The sequence below is a fragment of the Microaerobacter geothermalis genome, assembly GCF_021608135.1.
GTDB classification, from domain to species: Bacteria; Bacillota; Bacilli; order DSM-22679; family DSM-22679; genus Microaerobacter; species Microaerobacter geothermalis.
Genome location: NZ_JAKIHL010000002.1, coordinates 22,322 through 40,197, shown reverse-complemented (window position 1 = coordinate 40,197; position 17,876 = coordinate 22,322). Strand labels below are relative to the sequence as shown.

General features: G+C 43.1%; 16 protein-coding genes. 14 read left to right on the top strand and 2 right to left on the bottom strand.

Features of this window, described 5'->3' with window-relative positions; genetic code table 11:
* Positions 1-6 precede the first annotated feature (6 nt).
* From L1765_RS02235 to L1765_RS02170, 14 genes are all read left to right on the top strand, one after another.
* Complete coding sequence (locus tag L1765_RS02235; protein WP_236404121.1) at positions 7-3,237, top strand: BTAD domain-containing putative transcriptional regulator; 3,231 nt, start codon at positions 7-9, stop codon at positions 3,235-3,237.
* 132 nt (positions 3,238-3,369) lie between these two features.
* The gene (locus tag L1765_RS02230; protein WP_236404118.1) at positions 3,370-4,014 is read left to right on the top strand and encodes a TetR/AcrR family transcriptional regulator; all 645 of its coding nucleotides are present in this window, start codon (positions 3,370-3,372) and stop codon (positions 4,012-4,014) included.
* The gene (locus L1765_RS02225; RefSeq protein WP_236404115.1) at positions 3,989-5,506 is read left to right on the top strand and encodes an o-succinylbenzoate--CoA ligase; all 1,518 of its coding nucleotides are present in this window, start codon (positions 3,989-3,991) and stop codon (positions 5,504-5,506) included. The genes L1765_RS02230 and L1765_RS02225 overlap by 26 nt, the downstream gene beginning before the upstream one ends.
* Positions 5,507-5,563: 57 nt before the next feature.
* Positions 5,564-6,565 carry a 3-oxoacyl-ACP synthase gene (locus tag L1765_RS02220; protein ID WP_236404499.1) on the top strand — a complete coding sequence of 334 codons (1,002 nt, stop codon included), beginning with the start codon at positions 5,564-5,566 and terminating at the stop codon, positions 6,563-6,565.
* 129 nt (positions 6,566-6,694) lie between these two features.
* Entirely contained in the window at positions 6,695-8,002 is a 1,308-nt protein-coding gene (locus L1765_RS02215) for a substrate-binding domain-containing protein (RefSeq protein WP_236404112.1), read from the top strand.
* Between the two features lie 30 nt (positions 8,003-8,032).
* Positions 8,033-8,794 (top strand): ABC transporter ATP-binding protein, encoded by a 762-nt coding sequence (locus tag L1765_RS02210; protein ID WP_236404109.1) that lies wholly within the window; start codon positions 8,033-8,035, stop codon positions 8,792-8,794.
* Entirely contained in the window at positions 8,781-9,485 is a 705-nt protein-coding gene (locus L1765_RS02205) for an ABC transporter ATP-binding protein (RefSeq protein WP_236404100.1), read from the top strand. Before L1765_RS02210 ends, L1765_RS02205 begins: the two co-directional genes overlap by 14 nt.
* Before the next feature lie 27 nt (positions 9,486-9,512).
* On the top strand, positions 9,513-10,376 hold the full coding sequence (locus L1765_RS02200) for a branched-chain amino acid ABC transporter permease (protein WP_236404098.1): 864 nt from the start codon (positions 9,513-9,515) through the stop codon (positions 10,374-10,376).
* A 25-nt stretch (positions 10,377-10,401) separates the two neighbouring features.
* Positions 10,402-11,388 (top strand): branched-chain amino acid ABC transporter permease, encoded by a 987-nt coding sequence (locus L1765_RS02195; RefSeq protein WP_236404096.1) that lies wholly within the window; start codon positions 10,402-10,404, stop codon positions 11,386-11,388.
* Positions 11,389-11,438: 50 nt separating this feature from the next.
* On the top strand, positions 11,439-12,464 hold the full coding sequence (locus L1765_RS02190; RefSeq protein ID WP_236404090.1) for a 3-oxoacyl-ACP synthase: 1,026 nt from the start codon (positions 11,439-11,441) through the stop codon (positions 12,462-12,464).
* Between the two features lie 286 nt (positions 12,465-12,750).
* Positions 12,751-13,638: an intracellular short-chain-length polyhydroxyalkanoate depolymerase gene (gene phaZ / locus L1765_RS02185; RefSeq protein ID WP_236404086.1), complete on the top strand. Its 888-nt coding sequence runs from the start codon at positions 12,751-12,753 to the stop codon at positions 13,636-13,638.
* A 27-nt stretch (positions 13,639-13,665) separates the two neighbouring features.
* Entirely contained in the window at positions 13,666-14,445 is a 780-nt protein-coding gene (gene fabG, locus L1765_RS02180; protein WP_236404083.1) for a 3-oxoacyl-ACP reductase FabG, read from the top strand.
* A gap of 68 nt (positions 14,446-14,513) precedes the next feature.
* On the top strand, positions 14,514-15,422 hold the full coding sequence (locus L1765_RS02175) for a methyl-accepting chemotaxis protein (RefSeq protein ID WP_236404079.1): 909 nt from the start codon (positions 14,514-14,516) through the stop codon (positions 15,420-15,422).
* A gap of 225 nt (positions 15,423-15,647) precedes the next feature.
* Complete coding sequence (locus tag L1765_RS02170) at positions 15,648-16,919, top strand: methyl-accepting chemotaxis protein (protein WP_236404076.1); 1,272 nt, start codon at positions 15,648-15,650, stop codon at positions 16,917-16,919.
* A gap of 60 nt (positions 16,920-16,979) precedes the next feature.
* On the opposite strand, the gene L1765_RS02165 is transcribed toward L1765_RS02170, so the two are convergent.
* Positions 16,980-17,396 carry a MerR family transcriptional regulator gene (locus L1765_RS02165; protein WP_236404075.1) on the bottom strand — a complete coding sequence of 139 codons (417 nt, stop codon included), beginning with the start codon at positions 17,394-17,396 and terminating at the stop codon, positions 16,980-16,982.
* Positions 17,397-17,454: 58 nt separating this feature from the next.
* Entirely contained in the window at positions 17,455-17,730 is a 276-nt protein-coding gene (locus tag L1765_RS02160) for a thioredoxin domain-containing protein (RefSeq protein ID WP_236404073.1), read from the bottom strand.
* Positions 17,731-17,876 lie beyond the last annotated feature (146 nt).

Genomic DNA, 17,876 nt, shown 5'->3' with positions numbered 1-17,876 from the left:
AGCGAGATGAGCGGGAGAATAAACATCTTAAATACCAAACTGTTGCCACCTCGATTAAAACATCATATATTGAGGCGTCCTTCCTTGACAAGGAAAATGAAACAGTTGATCGATTACCCTCTCACATTGATCCATTCCGGTCCCGGATATGGGAAGAGCACTGCGATTTCGTCCTTCTTGCGTGATCAAACCATTTCCTATTGCTGGTACAGCATTTCAGAGAATGATGATGAGATTATCCCCTTTGTCACGTATCTGATTCATGCCCTTAGAACTCAGGTCCCCTCCTTTGGAGGAGAATGGCTTGAAAAAATGACAAAAGGAGAACGATTCATTCGGGAAGAAGAGATTCGTTCGCTATGTTCAGAATTCGTCAATGAACTCACCTTTTTATCCAGGGAGTTGCTGCTGGTTCTTGATGATTTTCATCTGGTTGAGCATTCTGCCGGCATCAGGCAGTGGATGGTTTGGTTCATTCAGCATTTGCCCGAACATATTCATCTTGTTGTATCCAGCCGAACGAGGCCCGATTGGGACCTGTTAACCCAGATGAAGGTAAAAGGAAATTTGTTGGAACTTACAGAAAAAGACCTGGCTTTCAAAGAAGAAGAGATAGATGTCCTGTTTTCAGATAGCTATGAATTTCCTCTTACGCCTAACCAGGTGAAACAAATCTATAAGAAAACAGAAGGATGGGTTATTGCAATCCAAATGATTTGGCAGCAGCTGATGGCCAAGGGAGATTTAAAAAAGATACTGGAGAGTAACGCCGAATCCATGGAAGATTTGTTCTCTTTTCTTGCCATGGAAGTCCTGATGAAACAACCCTATGAAATCCAGAGATTTTTGCTGGAAACCAGCATCTTTGACCCATTGACAGAGTCTGTATGTGACGAGGTGATCAAACAGGAAAATTCCAGACAAATGTTGGAGATGCTAAGCAACAAAAATTTGTTTCTGATTCATGTGGGAGATCATCAGTATCGGTATCATGCCCTATTTAAGGATTTCCTGCAGCAGGAGCTGAAGAAGAACGTCTACCGGTATGTGGAACTTCATCGTTTAGCTGCCCGATATTATCAATCAAACAATCAACAGGATCAGGCCATTTTTCATCTTCAGTCCATTGGTGAACATGAAGCGTTGGCAGAATTGCTTCATACATATGGAAGGAAAATGTTGGAGAATGGGCAGCTGGAAAGCTTGTTGGAAATCGTTCAAAAGATTCCTGTTCCGGTGAAAGACAGATACTCCTTGATCTGGGTCTATGAGGGCGAAGTCTATCGTTTTCGCTGTTTATACGAAAATGCCATGGGCTGCTATACTAAAGCGGAAGAGCTGGCAAGAGATGCCGGGGACGCCTATGGCGAAAGTGCTGCCTTGGAAGGACAGGCAAAAATTTATCTTGATACGATTCAACCGGGAAAGGCAGACTTCTTTTTAAAGAAAGCGATTCAAGTCATGAATAAAATAGAGGATCCATTGGAAGAAACTCGGATCCGTTTATACAGTTTCATGACTGAAAACTTGATTAATTCAGGCCGTGCAACCGAAGCGGGAAAATGGTTTGGAGAAATAAGGAAGATCAGATCAGATTTTCAGGATCAACAATTGGAAGCCAGGCTTCATTTGAGGACAGGGAAGCTTCAATCTGCCCGGAAGATTCTCGAAAGAGGGAAACAGGATGAAGATGTAAGGGACCAAAAACATCTGTCCCGCTCCCATAGGGAGACGGATCTTCTGCTCTCCCTGATCCATTCTTTCATGGGAGAGCCCGAGAAAGCCAAGATATTGGCGGAAACTGGAATTATGCAGGGAGTAAAATGCAAGGCTCCATTTGTGGAGGCCGTTGGCTGGATGAGGATGGGCCATGCGGTGCAAATGTTAACCAAATATGATCTGGAAATGGCCATCCACTGCTATAAAACGTCGCTGGAAATTATGGATCAGTTGAATGTCTCCCGGGGCAAGGCTGAACCTTTAATGGGACTGTCTCTGCTTCATGGATATGATGGCTCATTGGATTTAACGGTGCAATACGGGGAACAGGCACTGGCAGAGACGGAACGGGTAAATGATTTCTGGCTGTCTACCCTGATCCGGTTAGGAATGGGAGTCTCTTATGTCAATCATCAACAGTGGCAGCAAGCGTTACTTATTCTGGAACAATGTAAAGAGGCCTTTAACCAGTGTGGAGATAGCTATGGTTTGACAGTGACTTATCTGTGGCAGTCCATGATGTTTTTCTTCACAGAAGACTGGAATTCATTTGATAAATATATGGGACGCTTCTTGAAGCTGATGCAGCTGGGAGAATATGAATTTCTCATTCAAAACCGTACAATGTTTGGACCACGAGATATTCAGAGGATCGTTCCCCTGTTGCTGGAAGCCCAAAAAAGGAAAGTTCACGGACGCTATGTTTCCCGATTGTTAACAGAATTAGGGATTGACAATGTGAACTCCCATCCGGGATACACCTTGCGGGTTCAAACATTGGGAAAATTTCGGGTATGGCTTGGGGAGAAGGAAGTGGAAGAAAAGGATTGGCAAAGAGGAAAAGCAAAGGAACTTTTTCAATTAATGATAACAAAAAGACAAAAACTGCTGCCAAAGGAAAAAATTCTCTCTCTATTATGGCCTGAGTTGGATGAAAAGGCGGGATCCAGGGACTTTAAAGTGGCCCTGAATGCCTTAAACAAAGCATTGGAGCCCAATCGAACGGCAAGATCTGCCCCCTTTTTTATACAACGGGAGGGCTCTTCATACGGATTAAATTTTGGTACAGGGATTCAGTTGGATACCATGGAATTTGAGCGGTGGATTCAGGATGGCCTTGAAGAAAAAGATCATTTTAAGGCTCGCATCTGGCTGCAGCAGGGTCTGGAATTTTATGAAGGGGATTATCTCCCGGATCGACTCTATGATGATTGGTGTATTGAGGAACGGGAGAGGTTCAAGGATTTGTTCTTAAGGGGAGCGGAAAGGCTTGCCCAGCTTTATGTGGAAGTGGAAGATTATGATCAGGCGATCCCCTGGTGTGAAGAGATCTTGAAAAAGGACCCCTGTTGGGAAGAAGCTTATCGGTTATTGATGTTTTGTTATTACCAAAAAAAGAATCGTTCCCAGGCATTAAAGTGGTACCAACGATGCTGTGATCATCTGGAAAAAGAGATGGGGGTTTCCCCAATGATTACCACAAAACAAATGTATACGATGATTAAGCAGATGGAGTGACATATCCCCTCTTCGTTTTTTGGGTGAAGAGGTTTATTTTTTATACTATTAAGATGATTTTTAATTATATAAGAAAAACTATTGAAAAATTTCAGATAATTAATTATAATCAAAAACTGAGAGGTGAATCATATGTCAGAAAAAACGATTCAAGCAGATGGGTTACAAATGCCATTAACCAAAAAAGGAGCAAAAACCAGACAAAAATTGCTGGATACTGCTGAGAAAGTATTTGGAAGGAAGGGCTATTTTAATGCCTCCGTTGTGGATATTACGCAACAGGCCAATGTTGCCCAAGGGACTTTTTACAATTATTTTTCATCCAAGCTGGAGATCTTTGAAGCATTGGTGAAGCAGTTAAGTCAAGATTTTAGGAATCAGATCAGGTCCGAAGTGGCGAACGCACGCAATTTTGAAGAGGCACAACGGATCGGATTTCGCACCTTCTTCCAATGGGTGAAAAATCACCGGGACCTGTACAGCATTGTGCAACAGGCAGTTTTGGTGGATGAGGAACTTTACCGCCGGTATTATGAAAGGATTGCAAGCGGTTACATCAAAGGGATTGAAGAGGCCATTGGGCAAAAGGAAATACAATCGTTTGATCCGGAAACCGTCGCGTATTGCTTGATGGGAATCAGTCAATTTATCGGGATGAGATGGGTGTATTGGGAAAACCAGGATGTCCCCGATCGCGTGTTTAACGATATGATGAACTTCATTTTTAAAGGCCTTTCAAGGGGGAGAAAGAATGAACGGGATTGTCTATTGGATTGACAAGCGGGGTGAAATCACTCCTGAACGAACAGCGTTAATCGGAGAGGACAGAAGCCTCAATTATTATCAAATGAGCAAGGAAATCAATCGGGTGGCCAGAATGCTGACTGAAGTCTATCAATTGCAAAAAGGGGACCGTGTGGCGATTCTGGCCATGAATGGAATTGAGTACTTGATTCTGCTTTTTGCCCTGGCCAAAATCGAATGTATCGCTGTTCCTTTAAATATTCGCCTTTCTGCAAGGGAATTGGAGTTCCAGATGAAAGATAGCGGAACAAAATTGCTGATCACGGAAAGCGAATTTACAAGCGTTGTGGGACAGTTGCAGGATTTAATGGAAATAAAAGAGATCGCATGGCTGGACAGCAGCGGCCCCTCGCTTTCACTGTTTGACCAAGCGGCCAAATATTCAACCGATCCGTTTAGGGTTGAATCGGTGGATGGCTCATCTCCCTACTTGATTTGCTATACCTCAGGAACAACGGGCCGTCCCAAGGGTGCCGTACTTACACAGGAAAATATGTTTTGGAATGCTTTAAACTGCAACCTGGCCATTGATATTACCTCAGAAGATCACATTTTAACCCTTCTGCCCCTTTTTCATATCGGAGGAATTGGCTTGTTTGCCTTCCCTGCCTTACTGGCGGGAGGGACAGTTATTGTACCCCGAAAGTTTAATCCGGAACAGGCCCTTTCCATGATTGAAGAGCAGCGGGTTACCATTGTGATGGGGGTCCCTGCTATCCATGATGCCCTTCGAAAAAGTCCGAAATTTGCTGTAACTGATTTTAGCAGTATTCGCTGGCTGTATAGCGGTGGAGCACCCTGTGCCCATGAATTAATCTCATTCTTTCTTGACAGGGGAATTCCCTTTGGTCAGGGGTTTGGAATGACGGAAACCTCCCCTACCGTGTTTATGCTGTCAAAGGAGGATTATCAACGAAAAATCGGCTCCATTGGAAAACCGGCCCTGTTTTGTGATATCCGAATTGTGGATGAATCTGGTCATGATGCAAAACCGGGTCAAGCAGGAGAATTGTTGGTAAAGGGTCCCAATGTAATGAAAGAATACTGGAATTTACCTGATGAAACGGCCAAAACCATTAAAGACGGATGGCTTCATACCGGTGATTTAGCCAGAAAAGATGATGAAGGATTTGTCTATATTGCCGGAAGGATGAAAGAGATGATAATTTCCGGAGGTGAAAATATTTATCCCCTGGAAGTGGAGCAGGTGCTTAATGAAATTCCGGCTGTGGATGAAGTGGCAGTCATAGGGGTTCCCGATGAGAAGTGGGGTGAGGTGCCAAAAGCGTTTGTTGCGTTAAAACCGGGAGCCCGTCTTGATGAAGAGGATTTAAAAAATCATTGCTTTAGCCGTTTGGCCAGATACAAGGTGCCCAAATCCATTCTGTTTCTTGATCAACTCCCGAAGAATGCAACGGGTAAAATTGATAAGCCCCTATTAAAAAGGGAATATGGAAATGAATGATTTCATCATGAAATGAAAGGAGAGAAAATAAAAATGGATAGGGACAGGATAAGAGAAATTGCTGTAGGTATTGCCGAAACCGGAGTCTACTTTCCTCCGGAAATCGAAACGGCACGGGATTTATCTGAGAAAACTGGGCTTCCAGAAGATGTAATCCTCCATAAATTCGGGCTCAGACAAAAGCATGTCTCCGATTCCTCCATCCATGCCTCGGATATGGCCATCTTTGCTGGACGGTCCATTTTGGAAAAAATTGATCCCTTGGATATTGATGTCATCATATACTTTGGAAGCCCTCACAAAGATTATCCCGTTTGGTCATGTGCACCGAAAATTCAACATGAACTTGGTGCCAAAAATGCCTATGCTTTTGAAATGATGAATGTAAGTTCCTGTTTTCCGATTGCACTAAAGGTGGCCAAAGATATGATTGTGGCAGACCACTCTATTAAAAGCATTCTCTTGGTAGGGGGGTGTAAAGAATCGCAAATTATTGATTACAACAATGAACGGTCCAGATTTATGTTTAATTTTGCCGATGGGGGAGCAGCAGCTCTGGTGAAGCGGGGAATTGAAAAAAACAGGATTCTTGGTTCCAGCATTCTGACTGACGGTTCCTTTTATGATGATGTAAAAGTTCCGGCCGGCGGATCGGTAAATCCTGCAAATACTGAAACGGTACAAAATAGGCTTCACTACATAGATGTGAAAAACCCGCTGGACATGAAAGAAAGATTAGACCCCGTTTCCATTCCCAATTTTGTTTCCGTGGTAAAAAAAGCTGTGGAAAACAGCGGGTATTCATTAAATGATATTGATTTTCTATTGCCTCTCCATACAAAGAAATCGATGTTTCTTCAATTATTGGAACAGTTGGGACTGCGGGAAGAACAGGCTATTTATCTTGATGAATATGGCCATATGTCTGCCCTTGATCCTTGTATCGGGCTGCACTTTGCAGAGCAGCAAGGGATGCTGAAAAAGGGTGATTTGATTGTTGCCGTAAGTGCTGGTACGGGATATACCTGGGCTGCTACAGTGATTCAATGGAATGTATAAGCAAAGGGTTAATACCGGATGTAACTGATTTGTAACCTGAGATGTCTATGATTAAAATGAGAAAATTCTTATACTTTATTCCTTTAAGGAAGTTAAACTTTCTTAAAGTATAAAAAAGGGGGAAATCGCATGTTTCAGAAAAAAACTGTGAAATTGGGTGTTTATGTTTTAATCCTTTTGATCGCAGTTTTTCTAACCGCTTGCGGAAGTTCTAAGACCTCAAGTACAGATCAAGGAAGCAGCGGTTCAAACTCCAGTCCCAGTACTGAAGCAGGTTCAAGCACCGCTTCAAGCAGCAATAATGATAGTGCCAAGGAGGATAAAGAGCCTATCAAAATCGGTGTGTTGGCCTCATTAACAGGAGCATTGGAGATATACGGAAAACAAACATTAAAAGGGTTTGAGTTGGGATTGGATTATGCCACGGATGGCACAAGAACCGTTAATGGACGCCCTATTCAATTTATTGTAGAAGATACGGAAACAAAACCGGATGTGGCTGTTCAGAAAGCCACCAAGCTCCTTGAAGAAGATAAGGTAGATTTCCTGGTTGGAGCTACGAGCTCGGGGGATACGCTAGCTGTTCTTCCGTTGGCAGAGGAATATGAAACTGTAATGGTTGTTGAACCAGCAGTGGCAGATAGCATAACAGGTGCAAACTGGAACAAGTATATTTTCCGGACCGCCCGCAACTCCTCCCAGGATGCAGTGGCTGGAGCAGCAGCCATTGCCAAAGAGGGTGTGAAAATCGCTACTCTGGCGCCAGATTATTCCTTTGGTCGTGACGGAGTGGCAGCATTTAAAGAAGCAGCCGAAAAATTAGGAGCAACTATTGTTCTTGAAGAATTTGCCGATCCGAAGGCGACTGACTTTACGGCAAATATTCAAAAGATTCTTAATGTAAAACCGGATTATCTATATGTCATTTGGGCAGGAGCCAATACCCCCTGGACCCAGCTTGCCGATATGAAGGTGCAAGAACAAGGCATTAAGTTATCTACCGGGGCCCCAAATATTGCTGCATTAAAAACCATGGGGGCTGCCGTTGGAATGGAAGGATTTACGGTTTATCACTATACTCTTCCAAATAACAAAGTAAATGATTGGCTTGTGGAAGAGCATAAGAAGCGTTTTAACGGTGAAGTACCAGATTTATTTACTCCAGGTGGCATGTCTGCGGCTATAGCCATTGTAGAGGCTGTAAAGAAAGTAAACGGAGATGTCAGTGATACAGATGCCCTTATTTCAGCCATGGAAGGAATGTCCTTTGAAACTCCCAAGGGAACCATGACATTCCGACCTGAAGACCATCAGGCCCTTCAAACCATGTATGCCATCAGATTGGAAAACAAGGAAGGATTTGATTATCCGGTGCCGGTATTGATTCGAGAACTTTCTCCGGAAGAAACGGCACCCCCTGTTCGAAATCAAAAATAATCATGAAACCAAAGACAAGTGGGTGAGGAGATGAGTTTGATACTAGAAACAAAAAACTTAACCATTTCCTTTGGCGGCCATGTTGCGGTAAACCGTGTAAATTTGAAGATACCCGCAAAAAAATTTACATCCATTATCGGGCCGAATGGTGCCGGGAAAACGACACTGTTTAACCTGTTAAGTGGACAGCTCAAACCAACCGAGGGAAAGGTGTTCTTTAAGGGGACAGATATCACGGATCTGTCCCCGCCTTCTAGAACCCGGTTGGGAATTGGCCGCTCTTTTCAAATTACCAACGTATTTCCCAATCTGACGGTACTGGAGAATGTTCGTCTGGCGGTTCAGTCCCAGGCTGGTGTCCGCTATCAGATGATGTCTCATTTTAAGAAGTATCATCAATTTGAAGAAAAAGCACATGAACTGTTAAAAACGGTTCTGCTTGAGGAAAAATGGGATGCTTTGTCCAAGAATTTAGCCCATGGTGAAAAAAGAAAGCTGGAAATTGCGATGCTTCTTGCACTGGAAACAGAAGTGCTGCTGCTGGATGAGCCAACGGCGGGAATGTCTTTGGAAGAAGTGCCGACCATCCTTCAGGTGATCCGAAATATTAAAAAGGAAGGGAAACGGACGATTGTGCTGATCGAGCATAAGATGGATATGGTTTTGGATTTGTCCGACAGTCTGACCGTTCTTTTTAACGGAAAACTGATTGCAGACGGCTCTCCCCAGGAAATCATGGACAACGATCTGGTGCAATCTGCGTATTTGGGGGGCTTGTATGATGCTTCTTAAGGTGGAACAAATTGAGACTTATATTGATCAATACCATATTTTACAAGGAATATCTTTTGAGGTGGTAAAGGGAGAAGTTACCGTTCTCCTGGGACGAAATGGAGCCGGAAAGACAACAACTCTTCGTTCCATTATGGGGCTAAATCCTATCGCTAAAGGTAAGATTCGTTTCAAAGATGAAGAGATCCATGCTTTACCCACTTACACCATTGCTCAAAAAGGGATAGGTTACGTACCGGAAGACCAAGGAATCTTTGGCCAATTAACGGTTGAGGAAAATATGAAAGTAGCCATGAAGAAAAATGATGAATATGCCATGGAAAGACAGGAGTGGATTCTTAACCTATTTCCTGATTTAAAAACCTTCTGGAGAAGGAAAGGTGGGAATTTGAGCGGAGGGCAAAAGCAAATGCTGGCGATTGCCAGAGCATATGTTAATGACAATGATCTTTTATTAATTGATGAACCTAGTAAAGGATTAGCTCCTATTGTCGTGGAGAAAGTCATGGAGTCGATTGCCGAGATGAAGCATAAGACGACCGTTTTGCTGGTTGAACAAAATTTTTATATGGCCAGCACCATTGGTGACCGTTTTTATATCATTGATGACGGCAGAACTGTCCATCATGGCCTGATGGATGAATTAAAACAGGATGACATGTTGAAAAAGCAATATTTAGGAATTGCCTGATGACCATGTGGAAAGGAGGTCTTATCAATGGATGTAATTTTAAATCTGACAATCAACGGCCTCGCCACAGGTATGCTGATATTCCTTTTGGCTGTAGGCTTAACCTTGATTTTTGGATTAATGGATGTCCTGAACTTTGCTCACGGAGGTCTGTTTGCATGGGGAGCCTATTCAGGAATCTGGCTATATTCGCAAACTGGCAGTTTCATGATCGGCATTGCAGGGGCGATCATTACAGGGATTATTTTAGGGTGGCTGATGGAACGGTATATCGTTCAGCCCGTGTACGGGAATCATATTCAGCAGATTTTAATCACTTTGGGGGTCATGCTGGTATTAAGTGAAATGCTGAAAGTGGTGTGGGGGCCTAATCAGTTAAGTGCCCGTCCCCCTGGATACCTGGATGGAAGCTGGTCAATGGGAGGGGTCATTTTAATCAAGTATCGTCTCTTTATCATTATCATCGGAGTCCTGGTTTTTATCGGTCTGCAATATTTGTTAAACCGGACCAGGCTTGGTTTGATCGTTCGGGCGGGGGTCATGAATAAGGAAATGGTACAGGCTTTAGGAATCAACATCAAAAAAATCTTTGTCCTGGTGTTTATGCTGGGTTCCGCATTAGCTGCCTTAGGAGGTGTGCTCCTTGGACCCTATTCCGGGGTTATCTATGCCGAAATGGGAATGGAATTTGCCATTCTTGCGTTTATTGTCGTCATTATTGGAGGAATGGGCAGCATAACGGGATCGGCATTGGCAGCGATTCTGGTTGGACTTTCTGGGGCTTTTATGGCTTATTATGTACCGGATGCAGCCCTTGCCGTTAACATGCTGTTAATGGCCGTTGTCCTCATCTTTAAACCTTCCGGTTTATTCGACGGTCAAAAGGCATAACTGTGAGAATGGAGGACAAATATTTATGCGATTCTTAACCAAATCAAACCTCTTTTTAATCTTTGTCGGTGTGCTGCTTATTTTATTTCCATTTATAAACGACTCAAGAAGTCTGTTGATTTTATTAACACAGGTATTCATTTTTGCCGCTTTTGCCATGAGCTATGACTTGCTTTTGGGATATACGGGAATTGTATCCTTCGGTCATGCCATGTTCTTCGGAATCGGTGCTTATTCTACCGGGATAATGCTGAAAAAAATGGATAACACCATTGGTTTTTTTCTGTTATCACTGGTGATCACGATTCTTTTGACCGCTCTGCTCAGTTACGTAGTGGGGATTCTCTCCCTTCGGTTAAAGAGCCACTTCTATGCCATGCTGACCCTCTCTTTTTCCGGGTTGTTCCTGGTGGTTGCCGAGAAGTGGAGATCCCTAACCATGGGTAATGATGGATTCACCTTTTCAATTCCTGCCGTATTTAAAGATAGAATCGTCTTTTATTTCATTTCATTTTTCTTTATGGTCATGGTGCTGTTGTTTCTTAGACGATTTACAGAATCTCCTTTGGGGAGGATCTTGCAGGCGATACGGGAGAATGAGCAAAGGACGGAATCCCTTGGGTATACCGTGCTTCACTACAAAGTCATCGCCAGCATTGTGTCAGGGGTGATTGCCGGGTTAAGCGGCTCGATGTATGCCATTACCCTTCGTTTTGTAAATACCGCAGTCTTTGGCATTGATGTTACTCTGGACGCGCTGCTGATGACCATCATCGGCGGGGTGGGGACATTATTTGGAGCCATTATCGGTGCTGGGTTAATCGATTTTGCCCATCACTGGTTAACGGGATTGGCCAAGGTTTACTGGATTTTTGAGCGCTGGATCATCTTCTTTGGCATTCTTTATATTCTCACGGTGATGTTCTTCCCCTTGGGAATTGTGGGTACGGCGAAGCATTGGTGGAAAAGGAGAAAAATAAAGGGCGAAATCCAGATGAAAAAAACGGCGTAGACATGAAGTTATTTAATAGATGAAACAAAATATGGGAGTGTGATTGGAGAATGAGTGAACCATCTGTGCCCATTGGCATTGGTATCGTAAGCACAGGGATATATATTCCGAAAACCTTTATGACGAGCCGTCAGATTGCCGAAGAAGCAGGTCTTCCTCAAGAAGTTGTGGAAAACAAGCTGGGAATCAGGAAAAAACCTATACCGGACAGGGATGACCACACTTGCGAAATGGGGATTCGAGCCGCCCGTCTGGCCATTGAAAAGGCCGGGATCGATCCAGGGGAAATTGACCTTGTGATCTACATTGGAGAAGAGCATAAAGAATATCTGTTATGGACCGCTGGAATAAAATTGCAGCATGAGGTGGGAGCCGTCAATGCATGGGCCTTTGATGTGGCTCTCCGGTGCGGAACGACAGTCATGGCGCTTAAAATGGCCAAGGATATGATGAGGTCAGACCCATCCATTCATACCGTGCTGCTGGCCGGGGGTTATCGCAACTGCGACTATATCGATTACAAAAATCCAAGAACCCGATTTATGTATAACCTGGCTGCAGGAGGGGGAGCGATCATCCTGCAAAAAGGATATCCTCGGAATCAGGTTCTGGAAAGCCATTTGATAACGGACGGTTCATTTTCGGAAGATGTCGTTGTGGTTGCCGGTGGAACGAAAAGGCCGATTTCAGTAGAAGCCATTGAAAAGCGATTAAACTACCTGGATGTCACTGATCCTGAAGGCATGAAGCAGCGGCTGGAGCAAAAGACGATGGATCATTTTCTGAATGTCATCCGTATGTCCCTTGAAAAAAGCGGATACCAGGAGAAAGATATCCGTTATTTAGCAATTCTCCACATGAAGAAATCGGCCCATGATCATGTATTAAGGGAATTGGGACTATCCGAAGAACAATCCATCTATTTAAGCGATTATGGACATATTGGACAAATCGATCAAATTCTTTCCCTGGAACTGGGGCTGAAGGAAGGAAGGATAAGGGATGGGGATGTGGTAGTCCTGGTAAGTGCCGGAATCGGTTATGCCTGGGGAGCCACTACCATCAGGTGGGGTTAGCTTTCTATTGCTTTCTACAGATCTGGAATTAAAGATTTACACGTCGGCTAGTCGAGTTCGGCCCAGATGGAATTAATGTCCGCTTCAAGTCTAAAAAACGGAGTCCTCAAAAACATCTGGGTATTTCTAAAGTGGAGTCAGTTTGAGGGCTAATTCCCGTTCTTTAGTTTCGCCGCTCAGTACGAACTCGAAGGCTGTCCGTATAAATTCTTTAATTCCGTCTCTATATATAAAATTGATTGTCTGGGATTTTATATTGGTCAATTAGCGAAAGGAGGAGGCAGTATTGATTAATCTTAAATCTATTAATCTGGACAATGGGGAGACCCTTGGTTATCGTGAGAGAGAAGGGGGGGAGAAAGTTCTGGTTCTGATTCATGGAAATATGACATCCTCAAAGCATTGGGATCTGGTGATGGAAAATATCGATCCCGGGTTTAAGGTATATGCCGTGGATCTTCGTGGTTTTGGAATTTCTACCTATAACAAACCGATCGATTCACTAAAGGATTTTTCTGATGATGTGAAATTATTTGTTGATGCACTGGGCCTGAAAGATTTTGCATTGATGGGCTGGTCTACAGGGGGCGGGGTTTCCATGCAGTTTGTTGCAGATCATCCTGGTTATGTTAATCGACTGATCTTGCTTGCTTCTGCCTCCACCAGAGGATATCCTTTTTACCGGTCTGATAAAAACGGAATGCCGTTGTTGGATCAGCGGCTAAATACCAAAGAGGATATTGCTGCTGATCAAGCGAGGACTATACCTATACTCACGGCTTATGAAAACAGGGACAAGAATTTTCTGAAGGCGCTTTGGAACGCGGTCATTTATACCCGTCACCAGCCGGATGAAGCCAGATATGATGCCTATCTGGAAGATATGCTTACCCAGCGGAATCTGGTGGATGTGTATTATGCTTTAAATTCGTTTAATATAAGCAATCAGCATAACGGGCTTGTTGAAGGAACAGGTGATGTAGCCAACATTCAGGTTCCCACCCTTGTTTTATGGGGAAGAAATGATCTAGTGGTAACGGAACAAATGACCTTGGAAATCATGGAGGACATGGGGCCAAATGCCAGGTTGGTCTATTTGGAGGGTTGCGGGCACTCTCCGTTAGTAGATGATTTGGACCAGTTGCTAAATGAGGTCACTAATTTTTTAGATTAAATTTTATCAATATTGGAGGTCGACTTCATGAGTACAATAGAGAAAGAAGACGGTATTCAGATTGGAAAGAGACTTCACAACAAAGTGGCGATTATTACAGGTGGAGCTAACGGTATTGGCAGGGAAACTGCCTTTCAATTTGTCCGGGAAGGGGCCAAGGTGGTATTGGCAGATTTTGATCAAGCTGCCGGTGAAGAGGTTTTGAATCAGTTAACGGCACAAGGGGCTGCTGCCATCTTTCAAAAAGTGGATGTTTCCAAGGTGGAAAGTGTTAAGCAAATGGTGGAAACTGCATTAAACACATACGGCAAAATCGATATTCTGATCAACAATGCCGGAATTACCAGGGATGGTATGCTGACGAAATTAACGCCGGAACAGTGGCAGACGGTGATTGATGTCAATTTAAGCGGTGTCTTTTACTGTACCCAAGCGGTTATTACCCATATGATTGAACAGGGGAAGGGAAAAATTATTAATACCTCTTCCATTTCAGGAGTATACGGAAATATTGGGCAAACCAATTATGCAGCCACCAAGGCTGGTGTTGTAGGAATGACCAAGACCTGGGCCAAGGAATTGGGACGGAAGGGGATTTGTGTCAATGCGGTAGCTCCTGGGTTTATTGAAACAGGAATGACGGCGAAGGTACCGGAAAAAGTGATAGAAAAGATGATCGAGAAAATTCCGCTGCAGCGTTTGGGTAAGCCCTCGGATATTGCGAAGGCGTATCTATTTCTCGCTTCCGATGATTCCGACTATGTCAATGGTACGGTATTGCATGTGGATGGCGGGATCATGATTTAATGGAACAATCAGTCAGATCATTCTAAATCAAACCTGTTCCTACACAAGTTGGAGCAGGTTTTTCTTCAATGATTCAGTATTTAATTGGATATCTGAAGGGCTTTATTTATCTAGAAGACCTGATTTCCATGGGGGTGTTGATGATGATGATCGATGATAAAAAAATTCTAAATGATATCATAAATACTGCACCCATGATTCAGCAACTGATACCTGAGGATTGCGCCATTGCCATTTGCAGCTTAAATCAATTGGAAGCCTATTTTCCCGGAAGAAAGATGAACCATGGGGTAAAAGTTGGCGATCCTTTATTGCCAACCTCGGGTATGGGGCAAGCCATATTTTCAGGGAAGAAGCTGATGACAAAAGTAGGTTCAGAATTGTTCGGTTTTCCCTATTTAGTGACCGCCCTTCCCATTAGAAATTTGGATGGTACGGTTATTGGTGGAATTTCTCTTTCTATGTCCTTGGAACGGGAAGACAAATTACTAAATATGGCAAAAAAATTACATAATACCATGCAGGTAGTCAATCAAACGTCTGCAACCCTTTCAGCCGGTTCTCAGGAATTATCATCCATTGGACACATTTGGTCTAGTTTAATGTTAAAAACCTCCGACGCCACTCGGGAATCTGAAGAAATTGTAAAAAGAATAAAAGAAATAGCCCAAAAGACCAATATTCTTGCGTTAAACAGCAGTATAGAAGCAGCAAGACATGGAGAGAGGGGAAGGGTTTTTCGGGTTGTGGCTGATGAAATGAGAAATCTGGCTTTATTGGTTAACCAATCAGCTGTTGAAATGGAAAACGACTTAGAAACTATAAGGAATACTTATTTAGAAGTGAAAGAACAGATTGCAGAACTTGAGCAGATTGCCATAGAATTGGCTAAGGGCGCTGAAGGATTAATTGAACAGGTGGAAGAAATGGATCACTTAGCGTCAAGAATACTGGAATTTAGTGATATTGGTTTATGATGAAACCTGGACGATTCGAAAGAAGTCCAGGTTTTTTTATCCATGACATATCTTTCTTTAAAAAAATTTTCCAGGTTGAAGGAATTGAATCATCCGTATCGAATAAATTATCTAAAAAGAATGAGTATTCATTCATTAATACGTGATTTGGTTAAAAGACCCGTTTGAAAATGTCCAAGGACGAAAGGGGGGGCAGGTGCTATTGGGTTCCATGCACCGATTAAAATGAATAAAAAAGCGGTTTCCTTATGGAGATATCTGGTAAGAACCATGGTTTTTGCCGTTCCTGGTGCCATGCTGATTGGATTGGCCGTGATTTGGTACAACGGAATAAGTGATATTAAAGATGTGGGATATACCTTGTTAATTACCGCATTTGGGGGTGCTCTTGTAGGTTGTGTCACCGGAGGATTAAATTATAAGCGCATTGTCAAACCGATGGAAGTGATTGTTGAATCCACCAAGAGCATGGCAGAGGGAAACTTTCAAATTGACATTCGAGAGAAGAAGGTGGGACACTTAAAACCGATTGCCCTTACCATTGATGAGATGGCGAAAGCCTTACAAACCTTGCTGTTGAAGGTTCAGGAATGCGTCTCTCAATTAATGTCTTCAAGCGGACAATTAGCTGCAGCTTCTCAAAATACGGAAATGAAGGGCAAAGAGATTTCGCAAATTATGGAACACACCGCAGAGAATATTCAAGCACTTGCCGATCAGGTTCAAGGAATTCATCATCAATTATCCGATGTGGCTATTTGGTTGGATGAAGTTACTAATCAATCAAACCATTTATTGAAGGTAAGTCAAGATATTTCCCTTCACTCTACGAAAGGGGATCAATTGTTTACAGAAGTGGGGGGGCAAATTGATAAGATTTTCGAAGTGGTCCAACACTCCGATCAAGTCATTAAGAGGGTTTATCAAAGAGGAAACCAGATTGAAAAAATTGTTCAGGTGATTACTTCCATTACCGAACAAACCAATTTATTGGCGCTAAATGCTGCCATTGAAGCCTCCAGGGCAGGGGAGCAGGGCCGTGGATTCGCAGTTGTGGCAGGTGAGGTCAGGAAGCTAGCGGAAGAATCAGGCCGTTCTGCCAAGGAAATTGTTACGATAGTCAAGGAAACCGTATCTGATGCTGCCGATGCCGTGCATATTATTGATCAAGGTCTCGGGGAAGTAGAGAAGGGAAAAGAATTCATAAGCAATACTTCCCACATTTTTAAAGAAATTACCAATAAAATCTCCCAGGCAGAGTCATGCACTGAAGTGGTGTCAAAGGACACAGAGAAAATCAAGAAATTTCAACATGAATTGGTTGCCACTATGGAAAAGCTGAGTGCAGCAATGCAGGAGACGGCAGCTGCCTCAGAGGAAGTTCTCGCCCAGGTCGAGGAACAAAGTTCTGTAAATCAAGCGGTTTCTTCCTATTCCACAGCCTTTCAAAAACTGGCATCTGAGTTGAATCAACTCACCGGACGCTTTCGTGTATAGGAAGATTCGATACGGCAATATGTTACATTGCTTCTTGCTCTCTAAGTCAATTCATCACATTCATATTTCGCGCTCAATAAACCTGCAGATTTTGCCGGCATGGGCCTCAGGACACGAGTCTAACATATCCAGTTTTTCGTATCGGCGAGCCAAATCATCGCGAAAGGCAATCATCTCCTGGATACGCTGGTTTAATTCGTCCAAGTGCTTTTTGACCATCCCTTTGAGGTTTTCGCAAGGTTCGATCCCCAGATCACTAAGTTGGATAATTTCCTTGATCTCTTCGAGAGACAGACCAAAGAGTTTGGCATGTAGGATAAATCGCAATCGTGCTTCGTCCTCTTCGGAATAGATACGATATTGTGTATCTGTCCTCTTAGGCGGATCTATTAATCCCAGTTGCTCATAATAACGAACAGTCTGGGTTGGAATGCCTATTTTTTTGCTCAATTGACCTATAAAGAGTCCCTCTTTCAAAATTATATACCCCCTTCATTCAGGAAAGGGAGAGGGAATTTCCCCTCCCTACCATTTTTTATCTTTGTCCAATACCGGCGGCTACAAGGGTTTCGCGGGAAATCGGTGTTTGCTTCTCACAACATTCCACAAGGTTACCATCGACGGCAACGGCAGGAACACGGTGTATACCATATAGGGCTGCTTTATCAAGGCACTCATTTGTAGCGCATCCCTGGCGAAGATCATAAATTTGTACCTCGCAGTTATCACATGTTAACTCTTTAACTAACTTGACTGTCTCATCACAAAGTGGGCATCCGGCGATAAAAATTTCAATTTGGCGTTTTGCCATGTCAAATCACCACCTTCCATATTTGATTGAAATCAGTATAAACCTTAAACCTGACTTTAATGTCAATACTTTTTTTCTTGATATGACAGAAATGATTCAATCATGTCATAATAAAAATATGAAAGGTATCAGATAATGGAGGGAGT

Coding starts and splice junctions, on each gene's coding strand:
- L1765_RS02235 (WP_236404121.1), top strand. CDS start 7: ATGAGCGGGAGAATAAACATCTTAAATACCAAACTGTTGCCACCTCGA.
- L1765_RS02230 (WP_236404118.1), top strand. CDS start 3,370: ATGTCAGAAAAAACGATTCAAGCAGATGGGTTACAAATGCCATTAACC.
- L1765_RS02225 (WP_236404115.1), top strand. CDS start 3,989: ATGAACGGGATTGTCTATTGGATTGACAAGCGGGGTGAAATCACTCCT.
- L1765_RS02215 (WP_236404112.1), top strand. CDS start 6,695: ATGTTTCAGAAAAAAACTGTGAAATTGGGTGTTTATGTTTTAATCCTT.
- L1765_RS02210 (WP_236404109.1), top strand. CDS start 8,033: ATGAGTTTGATACTAGAAACAAAAAACTTAACCATTTCCTTTGGCGGC.
- L1765_RS02205 (WP_236404100.1), top strand. CDS start 8,781: ATGATGCTTCTTAAGGTGGAACAAATTGAGACTTATATTGATCAATAC.
- L1765_RS02200 (WP_236404098.1), top strand. CDS start 9,513: ATGGATGTAATTTTAAATCTGACAATCAACGGCCTCGCCACAGGTATG.
- L1765_RS02195 (WP_236404096.1), top strand. CDS start 10,402: ATGCGATTCTTAACCAAATCAAACCTCTTTTTAATCTTTGTCGGTGTG.
- L1765_RS02190 (WP_236404090.1), top strand. CDS start 11,439: ATGAGTGAACCATCTGTGCCCATTGGCATTGGTATCGTAAGCACAGGG.
- fabG (WP_236404083.1), top strand. CDS start 13,666: ATGAGTACAATAGAGAAAGAAGACGGTATTCAGATTGGAAAGAGACTT.
- L1765_RS02175 (WP_236404079.1), top strand. CDS start 14,514: ATGATTCAGTATTTAATTGGATATCTGAAGGGCTTTATTTATCTAGAA.
- L1765_RS02170 (WP_236404076.1), top strand. CDS start 15,648: ATGAATAAAAAAGCGGTTTCCTTATGGAGATATCTGGTAAGAACCATG.
- L1765_RS02160 (WP_236404073.1), bottom strand. CDS start 17,730: ATGGCAAAACGCCAAATTGAAATTTTTATCGCCGGATGCCCACTTTGT.